Below are 10,727 nucleotides of genomic sequence, written 5' to 3' on the forward strand. Positions count from 1 at the left end.
ACTGAACCAGTGACCACGCCGTCGAGCGAATCTGCATCCACAGCTCCAGCACAGTGCGTTTCTGCTGCCACAAGTTGTTCACGCCCCACCATCGTTTCAGGTTGTGAAACAAAGGCTCAATACCCCGAATATTGCAACAAAGATTCCGAAAAGAAAATTATTTGCACTTTTAGAACAGACCAAAGCCTGTTGATCTGCAGCGCAAATAGGATTGGGAATATCGAATAACTCGCACAATAATTGGTTTAGCTGATCCTGTGCTGCGCTTCATGAGTGTTTTTAAAATGATTTGCAGACATAGGAGAGTTGATGCATATTCACCATTTATCGTCAGATATACCTTCTATCATCTATCTCTGGATGCTCCGTGCACTCGTTCCATTGGACGGCTATCAGCAAGTTACTCGCAGACTGGGTTATTCATCCAATGAAGGCATAACAAAGGCACTGAGCTTTATCGATAAAACGCCAATTGATTTATCCGAATCTCAGCCTAAAGTAATTTTGGCGCATTTATGGAATTTGTATCAGGCTGTTGAACGTAAATGGCATGACGCCAAAGTGCCACCTTGTCTTGGCAACAATGTTATTCGCCTATCGGAACTATTGGGCTTGTCGGAGACGGATTGCCGTATTCTCGAATTCGCAGTAATGGTTAAGAATGAGAGTCTACTCTACGACGTAACCGAGACGCTGGGTGACCTTTCACCTTTGCGGCTTTACCGTGTCCTGGCTATTTTGCTTGGCCTGCCCGAGCGGGAAATTAAGAATTCGTTAAATGTCCGATCCATTCTAATGAAATCAGGATTGGTTGAAATACGCAGCAGAAACATAGCAAGCCTTAGCTGTAAGCTGGATGTGTTGTCAGACAGCTTTGCGGAAGCATTATATGTATCCGAAGCTGATCCAGTTATGCTGTTGCGTGATGTCGTCACTCAAAGCGCGCCAGCCCAGCTGGAATTCTCCGATTATGAACACATCGGTACCTCATTGGCTATCCTGCGTCCCTATCTTGAGTATGCTCTCAGGACTGAGAGAAAGGGCGTCAATATTTTCCTATACGGGCCACCAGGCACGGGTAAAAGCCAATTGGCCAAGGTCATCGCAAAGGAATTGAGTTGTAAACTCTTTGAAATCGCCTCCACTGATGGAGAAGGTGACGCCGTAGATGGCGAACAACGCCTTCGTGCCTTCCGGGTCGCACAGTGTTTCTTTGCCAAACGCAGAACACTCATGCTGTTTGATGAAATTGAGGATGTGTTTAATGATAAAAGTAGTTTTTTTGGTCACAAAAGTACTGGCCAGGTACGGAAAGGATGGATAAATCGGATGCTTGAAGAAAACCCGGTGCCAACGATTTGGATATCTAACCCACAGGACATCGATTTAGCCTTCATACGGCGTTTTGATCTTGTTCTGGAAATACCTGTTCCTCCAAAAAAGAAGCGTGAACAGATTATCCGGGATAGCGGTTCCAAACTGCTTGACGCCGCGAGCGTAGCCCGTTTTGCTGAATCAGAAGAGTTGGCACCTGCGGTTGTGTCACGAGCTGTTTCGGTAATTCGTCCCATTCATGAGGGTTTAGAAGCAATCGATACAAACAGCGCCATTGAATTGCTGATTAACAATACCCTGAAAGCGCAAGGATACAGTACTATTCGGAGCAATCCATCCCGCAAAGTTTCGGGAATCTATGATCCACTGTTCATACATGCCGATACCGATCTAACCAAGGTTGCAGCAGGGCTTGTTCAAGCAAGATCAGGGCGACTATGCCTGTATGGGCCGCCTGGCACCGGCAAAACGGCTTATGGCCATTGGCTGGCTGAACAAATGGACTGCTCAGTATTGGTTAAACCAGCCTCAGAGCTGATTTCGAAATGGGTCGGTGGCAGTGAGAAGAACATTGCATGTGCTTTCAGGCAGGCCGAGCAGGAAGGAGCGCTATTGATCATTGATGAAATTGATAGTTTTCTTTTTGATCGCACTCAAGCCCAGCACAGCTGGGAAATCAGCATGGTCAATGAAATGCTGACACAAATGGAGTCTTTCCCCGGGGTTTTTATTGCTTCCACCAATTTTATCGAGGGAATTGATACGGCCGCCCTGCGTCGCTTTGACCTCAAGGTGAAGTTTGATTTCATGAAAACCAAACAGGCATGGGCATTGTTCAGCCGCTACTGCACAGAATTATGCCTGTCTAAACTTGGTTTACGACAGCAGGAAAAGTTGCAGCGTTTGCAGCAACTGACGCCAGGTGATTTTGCAACTGTCATGCGACAAAAATATCTCCGTCCCATCAATTCATCAGACGAATTGCTCGCAGCACTTGCGGCGGAATGCGCGGCGAAAGGCGATGGGAGGCCACCTATAGGCTTCCATTAACAAGCTGGCTGGGGAACACGTTATGCTGATAAAACAATGATTGAGAAATCATCCGTGCCACCAGCCTGCGCCGTGCTGCCCGGAAGGCGTGCATGGCTTCTGCTTTGAATCCGTCAGCAAAGAAAGCGCTGCAATTTGCTTATCGCCCAGAGCTTCGTTCAGCTCATGGCTGCATAATATCAGCAGTTCTCCAGGTTATGATCACGACATAGTAGATAGGCTCACCTTTAGTAAGGTAGCGTCTTCGCCATGCAATTTACCGCGCCCCCCCCGCTGGCTGAAAACGGCATGCCGAAGAATTTTCATGTCATGTAGTGATTGCTATGGCAGCACTTTATCAGCGAAATCAGTTCATTGGACGCTTGACAGACATCAGTGCCAGATTTCCACTGAATACATTGTGAACGCGAACAGAGAGCTCGGTGATTTCTTCAGCGAGTTTTTTCTCTCTGATTGCAATCCAGGGCGCCTCACTTGAGTGCCAGTTTCTATATGCCTGGCTGAATTCTTTTTTATCAATATAACTCCACCATGGCCACCAACGGCTCCTTTTAGCATGGCCAAAGTTGTCATTCATTAGTTCATTGACCCTAGCCCAGATAGCATCATCATTATTATTGAATTCTTTTTCACTTTTTATGCCCCATATAAGATTATTTAATTCTGAAGATTGAAATTCAAAGTATAAATATAGATTTTGTTCTTCATCGAATTTCACCCCGAAACCGCCGAGGTTCCTTAAACCTTTCGTTGGGCATTTCCAGATAAGCTCAAAGCCTTTGTCTGCCAGTTTTTCTTTTAGATCATTATGGAATTCTTCCAATATTGTTTCTTTCACTTTTGTCATTGCTAATGAGATATGAAAGGCAGATGTAAAAGTTTCAGGTGAGAAAAGCACGATGTTTTTTATTTCATTTTCTTCAGACATATCCAGTTCTCCATTGACATTGCTGCGAATAAAATTAGCGAGTTCTTCGATAAACAGTCGAACGACCAATGCTCTAGATTTACAGGCACACTCGTTTAGCCATTCAATGATGGCTGAGAAGCTGAGTTGAAAAAACTTCCCTTCATTTTCTAGTGCTCTCTGCTTATCCTTTATACCGCTATCGCTGGATGGATCGTTATTATTCAAATAGATCAGGAGCCATTGGTTACCTCCTGCTTCTTTCTCGATAAAGGCGGCGTAATCGCTCAATTGATTTTTTTGGTCTCCCGCCCAGGGCTTGTTCTCTATACCGATAATCTTCCCATTTTCAAATCGCAAGTAGATATCAATACGTCTTTGCCCATTAGCTTGTTTCTCCAACTCGATTGAGCTAATCTTCATATTAGTTGGCCAATTTATTTTTTCCAGAAATAGCTCTAGAAATGCTTCCTTTTGCCCGTGTTTTCCTATTGGATCGAGCAAGCTGGCAATACAACGCGATAGACCCATCTCGTCGGTTCGTAAGTAATCGAATATACTGAACTCTGGCGCAAGCCTATCCGAAAACCGGTTTCTAGCTTCTTTTAAAGTGGCAATCGTGAATGCGACTTGTTTGAGCAGGTCATTTACTTGATCTTTCACTGATACTCCTTTGTCATTCATACAGGAAGTGACTGGAAATTATCACGCTAGTTTTCCCAGTCCATCAGATAAGTATCATTCACTTTTACCAAGGCATAGGTTGCAAATAGGCATTTGAAAATCCTTTTATTACCCAGATTCCATGATGGATGGCAAGGCAACAGATGTGGATGGATACAGCAAACTGGTCGAAATATTGAAAAACCTCATCGTTAAAAGTCAGAGACTATTTCAACCTTTAATTCACTTTCTTTCAATATGCTTTTCTGACTAACAAGTTCGCATTTGCCGGATGTGCCTAAAGAATAGCGCCTATCGGCCGTATATAACGATTGTGTTAGCGAAAGATTGGCAAAGGCGGTGGAAAAACGCTATTTGTTAGATACTTCGTGAGAAAGGAGAACTTGTGAGCCAAAAGGTCGTTATAAGAAGCTTCCTTGAGACTCTTGCTACAGCACGTAATGCTGGCAATTCTCTGACGCTTGCGATTTCGAATGATCAAGCGATAGATTTTCGTTCTGCTAACAAAGTGGTCGAAGGGTTCGATTTACCAAGTTCTACCGAACCCGATGAAACGTACAATTTCGTTGTGGTTGACCTGCCACTAGGTATGGGACGCAGAAAAGCCAGAATTGGTGATTCATTCTTAAGTATCAGAGATAATGGGGTTTAGCACTCCAAAGCGCTCGGTTCGTTATGCTTCCAAAGTCAGTCACCACTTTGGAGACAAGCAAAAAAGGTAGAAGAAAGGAGATCATGCAATGGCAAATTTTAAAGATGGCGTAATAAAAGATGGTTCATCCAAAGGAACAGGCAAGGCTCTGGGTAACGTTAAGGACGGAGTAATCAAGGATGGATTGTCCAAAGGTACAGGAAAGGCGCTGTTTAACGTCAAAGGTGATATCGTGAAAAATGGATCATCACTTGGTATCGGTAGCACCATTGGGAAAGTATGTGATTTCACAATCAAAGGCATGGAAAGGGAGCTGGATGCGGAAATTGTTGCGGCATACCACTTCTTAGTAAAAAAATAGTTTAATGAAGATATAGCATAATCGGATAGCCGAGGGTTTCTAACACTCACCTACATGCGGTTCCTCACAGGGTGTTTCGCTTTGAATGATCCTTCCGTGTCAGGCTGTTTGGGGCAGTCAGGTAAGCGCTCGCACATACAGGCTGAATGCTCCTCCATTTTGTGCCAACCAAGGCAGAAATTCCGGGGGAGATTGAGCTATACCACCAAGCCAGGATGCTGTTTCTTGGCTGCAAAGGAATCATTTTTGGATTGACTCCCATCTCCAGAACTCTACAATCCCCATAAGCACCGCTTTCGGGGTAGTTCAGTTCAACAAGGTTTATCCGCAGCCTATAAAGGGCTAGTACAAACTTGGGGAAGGCGGCGGGTAAACGTTATTCGTTAGGTGTCTGCCAAACTCGGAGAAATTAGGTGACTCATGAATCTAAAAGAATTTGTTTCTGAGAGTATTATTGAAATTACTGATGGCATCATCGATGCACAGTCGCGCATATCTTCAAAAGATGCTCAAGTTGCTCCTGAAATTGAAACCTTGTTTACTAAAAGCCAAACGGGGGGGTCAAACTTAGCTCTGGGTTGGGACAAAAATGGGAATTTAGTCCATACATTGGAATTTGATGTTGCAGTCACGGCAAGCGAAGGCGCAGAAACTAAAGGAGGGATTGGAGTGGTAGCTGGCGTCTTTGCGCTTGGCTCTCAAGGGAAATCAGAAAGCAATAATCAATCTATATCACGGTTGAAATTTCGCATTCCCATTTCCTTTCCTCGGCATGGAAAGTAAAACACTTAATCGGGTAGCCGATGATCTCTAATCCTCAGCCCACAAAACACCCTGCATACAACTCCACACAGGACGTTTCACTTGTAATGGCGAAGCTCGATTGATCCATCCATTCTTTATCAGCCAACCCACAACTTACCCATCGTTATATATTTTAGGCATTACGCTGCACTCCATTACTGTTGCTGAGTTTCGACGCTACCTGCAATTCCCAGCTTTCCGATAACCAGATGTTATTGCTTCACTTTCGGTATTAAATTCAACGATATTTTGCTGTGACATGGCGTCATAGCTGGGGCAACCTTGCGGCAGATGATAAACCTTACTGTTTCGATTGCCACGTATGACGCCAACTTCAGCCCTTTGTTTTACTGGTATTGCACTATAAATGCCATCTTTTGAGTTTTTATGATCAAGCGTCCAGGTTCGGTCTCCTGACACAAAAGGATTATTGTGTCCCATCCGAGCGGCAATTCTCCGATCTCGCTCACGTTCCCAAACAGAAACCGGGTATTGCTTATCCCACGCCATTAACAATTGCTGTTGTTGACGGGACATCGGCAAATCGTATCGATCATGCATGTAGAAGTAGATACGAGCGATTTGCCCTTTTATTTCATCCCGAGGTTCGGCTACACGTCCTTTGAAATCAACCTTGAAATCACAAGCACCATGTTGGCGAGGATTGTTTGGCAGGACACCAAACCTGTAATTAGAGCGGTCGGCATTGACCTCCCCGATTGATGGAGTCAGATTGTGAAGATCCGCTTCCATTGCGTTGAATACGGGATCTGTATTATTACAATTCTTCCTGCCACCATTTTGCCAGCATTGCCTTGCACGTCCAAAATTAGCTGCTGGAACAACATGCTCCCATTCAGTGCGGATAGCCCAATGAGATATATAGAGCTTACTCAGAAAGTACAAGCAGTTGTTTTTAAGTGCAAATATCCTAATAATTAATATTCAAGTGCAAGGCTTTTGTGATTGTAGCGTTACTTGCACGGAAACCCTGCCATCATTGCTACGAGAATTCCTTCCATAGCCGCGCTGGACAGGTACTCAGGAGAATCACGATAGAAATTACGGATAACCGCTACATGCTGCGCAGTGGTGTGTGAATTACCAAGGCAGAATGGTTTGGCTTGAGTTATTTTGCCTCCCGATGAATGAAACGAACCCATACCATATCCGATGAGAATGCCCTCGATGACGCCTTGTGTATAACGCTCACAAAGACTCTTGTCTTCGCAAATAATTAGCCAACTGTTCCCACTATAATAGCCAAATTGCGAATGCGACGACATGGACCACATAAGTGCAAACGTCATAAGAATAAATCGATACCGCATGTGCTAGCCCTCCTCGCTATTTGTTGACATTCAGATAGCCAGTATTGACCGCTTCCATATCTTCTGGCTAGCTCCATTACCGCGGTCAGTGACTTGCCCACTTCGGGTCGAAGGCTAATCAGCTGGGTATAAGAAAAATAAAGCACCCTTATTCATAAGAATCACAATTATTGACAGGAAAAAATCCGTAGTGCCAACCGACTCCAGTTAAAATTTTTAACTTACTGAAAATATGGGGAAGTTTTTGTTAGCCCAACTTCGCAGCTTTTCCCCCCAAAACCACCCAAAATCCCCTATTTCCGCACTGAATCATCAAATAATCCTTTTATAATCAATGGTCGTTATTTTCTCTGGGCGATGTAGTGCCATTTTTTATGTTTTTCTCTTGACTTTTCCAAGATTTTATTGCATGCTCCAGGCATGTATATCCGCAGAACCAAGACCAAATCTCTTGATCAGGGAGAAGGCTACTACACCTACCGTATTGTTGAATCGGTGCGTATTGGCCAACAGGTCAAACAGCGCACGCTGCTCAATCTGGGCAAGGATTTTGCCGTGGATCCTGCGCACTGGCCGTACCTGACTGACCGGATCGCCGCCCATTTGCAAGGGATGCGCCTGAGCCAGCGCGAGCTGCCAGGCGGGGAACCGGCATTGGAGCCATCCCTTGCGCAAGAATTGGAACAAGCTGCCGAACACTACAGCGCATTGATTGCCACCCGGTTATCCCAACCGGTCGCAGATGAAGCGATTGAAGCGGATTATCAGCGCATCGATATCAGTCAGGTTGAAGCCAGCCATGCCCGAAGTATCGGCGCCGAAACGCTCGGTCTGCATGCGGTCAGGCAACTGCAGCTGGATCAGAAACTGACTGCCCTGGGGTTCAACGGCATTGAAGTGGCGGCAGTGCTGGGTAGCTTGATCGGCCGAATGGTGTCGCCGGGCAGTGAACGGCATACCCATGCCTGGTTGCAAAACCAAAGCGCACTCTCTGAGCTGCTGGCGGTCGATTTTAATCAAATCAGCCTGACGCGCCTGTATACCGTCAGTGACAAACTGTTCAAACACCGCGCAGAACTGGAAGCATTTCTCGGTCAACGTGAGCAGACCCTGTTCAACTTATCCCGCAGCATTGTCCTCTACGATTTGACCAACACCTACTTCGAAGGCCGTTGTGCAACCAACCCGGAAGCGCAATTTGGCCGCTCGAAGGAAAAGCGCAGCGACTGTCAACTGGTAACGCTGGGCTTGGTGCTGGATGGGGAGGGATTCCCGCTGGGCAGCCAGGTCTTTCCGGGCAATGCCAGTGAACCAGCAACCCTTTCCCGGATGCTGGAGGGCCTGCAGCACAACCATCCATCGGCCGCTACACCGCCTCTGATCGTCATGGATGCCGGACTTGCCAGCGAAGATAACATCGCCTGGCTGATCGAGCAGGGTTATCACTATCTGGTGGTCAGCCGGGAGCGCAAGCAGGAGGATCCGCGCGAGCAGGCAGACGCCCTGCTGGTGCGCGAGACCGGGCGCAATCGGGTGACGGTCTATCGCGAGATCGATCCGGTAAGCGGGGAGACCCGTCTCTATTGCCATTCCGCGTTGAAAGAAAAGAAAGAGCAAGGGATACGCAACCGCTTCCATCAGCGCATGGAAGCAGGCCTGATGCAGCTTTCGGCAGGGCTGAATAAGAAAGGAACGATCAAACGCTACGATAAGGTTCTGGAGCGCGTTGGCCGATTGCGCGAGAAAAACACCCGGGTCGCGCAGGACTATCGTATTGAGGTGATTGCGGATGATGCGAAACATCACGCTATTCGCATCGACTGGCAATATGCGCCCGACAGCGCGCAAAAAGATCGGCAGTGCGGCCTCTATTGCCTGCGCACCAATCTCTCTGACTGGAATGAGACCAGGCTGTGGGAAACGTATCTGATGCTGACCGAAATCGAAGCCACCTTCAGGAGTCTGAAGACGGAATTGGGCTTGCGCCCGGTCTATCATCAAAAGAAAGAACGCGTCAACGCGCATTTGTTCATCAGCCTGTTGGCCTATCATCTGGTACACACGCTGCGCTATCAACTGAAGGAAAAAGAGATTCATCTCAGTTGGGAGAGTATTCGCAACATCATGGCCACCCAGCAGCGCCTCACCCTGATGCTGCCAACCGATTCGAATACAACTATCCTGCTGCGCACCACAACTCGGCCTGAAGCGCTACATCAGCAACTCTACCAGGCTCTGAATATCAAACCCGATCCAATCGGCAAACGTAAAACAATTATCGACAGGAAAAAATCCGTAGTGCCAACCGATTTCAGTTGAAAATTTTAACTTGTTGAAAAAATGGGTGAGTTTTTGTTGGAGTCACGAACTTGGGTTAATGAAAACACCCTGCATACTTGGATCAACAAATACAGTCGACCGTCAGGGCAGGATAAAGCGGTGCGTACTGACGATCATTTGTATGAAGAGTTAAAGCGCCTGAAGAAAGAGAATGCCCGCTTGACCGAGGAGCGTGATTTATTAAAAAAGGCAGCCGCGTACTTTGCCAAGGAGCAACGGTAAAGTACGCATGGATCAAACAGCATGTTAAGGAGTTTTCAGTCGACTCGATGTGCCGGTTTATGACAGTTTCTCAAAGCGCTTACTATGCTTGGCTGCATCGTGTCCAAACCACCAGGGAAAAGGATGATATTGAGCTAACGACAATTATCCGGGACGTGTTCGGGAAGAGTCATGCTACCTATGGTACCAGGCGCATCCAGAAATCGATAGTCAACCGGGGCCGAACCGTCAGCCGCCGGCGAATAGGGCGATTGATGCGAGAAGCCGAATTGGCGTGTAAAACGAAGCGGAAATTCAAAGCCACCACGAATTCCAGGCATGATTTGCCCATTGCACCCAATCAGCTGGATCGGCAATTTAACGTGCACCAGCCCAACCAAGTGTATGTGGGCGACATCACTTACATTCATACTCAGGAAGGTTGGCTGTATTTAGCTGTAGTGATTGATCTGTATTCACGGCAAGTGGTTGGTTGGTCAATGGCAGAACATATGCGAACAAAGCTGGTAAATGACGCATTGATGATGGCTATTTGGCAACGAAAACCTGCAAAGGGCTTGCTGTGGCATAGCGACCGCAGTAGCCAATATGCATCAGAAAGCCACCGGGTGCTATTAAAACAGTATGGCATCCGGCAGAGCATGAGTCGCAAAGGTAGCTGCTGGGATAATGCGGTGTCGGAAAGTTTCTTCCATACCTTGAAAACAGAGCTGATACATCATCAGATCTATCAAACTCGAGATGAAGCTAAACAAGCCGTGTTTGAGTATATTGAGGTCTTTTACAACCGCGAGCGACTGCATTCAGCCAATGGCTACTTTTCGCCACTAGACTTCGAATTGCAGCACAAAGCTGCTTAACATTGTGTCCAGAAAAGTGTTGACACATCAAATAGTTTCATCTCCCCGTATCGCAGCTAGCGCAACTTCTGCTTTGAATTCACTGGAATATTGTGTGCGTTTCTTGCTCATGATTATGATCCTCTATGGTGTCCATAACAAAGCTTAACAACCTGTCCAGTTTTGCGATACCACTTCATTT

Annotated in this window: 9 protein-coding genes and 1 pseudogene; 7 read left to right on the forward strand and 3 right to left on the reverse strand. The window is 46.4% G+C overall.

Going from position 1 to position 10,727, the window contains the following annotated elements; translation table 11 throughout:
• Together ABTW62_RS12625 and ABTW62_RS12630 are read left to right on the forward strand one after the other, a co-directional pair.
• Positions 1–228 (forward strand): hypothetical protein (locus ABTW62_RS12625; RefSeq protein ID WP_430904930.1); only part of this gene is annotated, 228 nt, incomplete at its 5' end.
• Between the two features lie 81 nt (positions 229–309).
• A complete protein-coding gene (locus ABTW62_RS12630; protein WP_430904931.1) occupies positions 310–2,385 on the forward strand; it encodes an AAA family ATPase in 2,076 nt (691 codons plus the stop codon).
• Between the two features lie 346 nt (positions 2,386–2,731).
• Here the strand turns inward: ABTW62_RS12630 and ABTW62_RS12635 are convergent, their stop codons facing one another.
• Positions 2,732–3,955: a PD-(D/E)XK nuclease family protein gene (locus tag ABTW62_RS12635; protein WP_430904932.1), complete on the reverse strand. Its 1,224-nt coding sequence runs from the start codon at positions 3,953–3,955 to the stop codon at positions 2,732–2,734.
• Between the two features lie 406 nt (positions 3,956–4,361).
• On the opposite strand from ABTW62_RS12635, the gene ABTW62_RS12640 reads away from it, so the two are divergent.
• The 3 genes from ABTW62_RS12640 (at position 4,362) to ABTW62_RS12650 (ending at position 5,772) form a co-directional block, all read left to right on the forward strand.
• Complete coding sequence (locus ABTW62_RS12640; protein WP_430904933.1) at positions 4,362–4,628, forward strand: hypothetical protein; 267 nt, start codon at positions 4,362–4,364, stop codon at positions 4,626–4,628.
• A gap of 88 nt (positions 4,629–4,716) precedes the next feature.
• Positions 4,717–4,989, forward strand: a complete 273-nt coding sequence (locus ABTW62_RS12645; protein WP_430904934.1) for a hypothetical protein — start codon at positions 4,717–4,719, stop codon at positions 4,987–4,989.
• Positions 4,990–5,409: 420 nt separating this feature from the next.
• Entirely contained in the window at positions 5,410–5,772 is a 363-nt protein-coding gene (locus ABTW62_RS12650; protein ID WP_430904935.1) for a hypothetical protein, read from the forward strand.
• Positions 5,773–5,970: 198 nt separating this feature from the next.
• On the opposite strand, the gene ABTW62_RS12655 is transcribed toward ABTW62_RS12650, so the two are convergent.
• Positions 5,971–6,699 (reverse strand): endonuclease, encoded by a 729-nt coding sequence (locus ABTW62_RS12655; protein WP_430904936.1) that lies wholly within the window; start codon positions 6,697–6,699, stop codon positions 5,971–5,973.
• Positions 6,700–6,767: 68 nt separating this feature from the next.
• Complete coding sequence (locus ABTW62_RS12660) at positions 6,768–7,124, reverse strand: Rap1a/Tai family immunity protein (protein WP_430904937.1); 357 nt, start codon at positions 7,122–7,124, stop codon at positions 6,768–6,770.
• 420 nt (positions 7,125–7,544) lie between these two features.
• Between ABTW62_RS12660 and ABTW62_RS12665 the strand changes: the two genes are divergently transcribed.
• Together ABTW62_RS12665 and ABTW62_RS12670 are read left to right on the forward strand one after the other, a co-directional pair.
• Positions 7,545–9,443 carry an IS1634 family transposase gene (locus tag ABTW62_RS12665; protein WP_430904938.1) on the forward strand — a complete coding sequence of 633 codons (1,899 nt, stop codon included), beginning with the start codon at positions 7,545–7,547 and terminating at the stop codon, positions 9,441–9,443.
• A 54-nt stretch (positions 9,444–9,497) separates the two neighbouring features.
• A pseudogene (locus tag ABTW62_RS12670) lies at positions 9,498–10,546 on the forward strand (IS3 family transposase); the annotation flags it as partial.
• Positions 10,547–10,727: the final 181 nt, after the last annotated feature.

Source organism: Nitrosomonas sp. ANs5 (assembly GCF_050584665.1).
Taxonomy (GTDB): domain Bacteria; phylum Pseudomonadota; class Gammaproteobacteria; order Burkholderiales; family Nitrosomonadaceae; genus Nitrosomonas.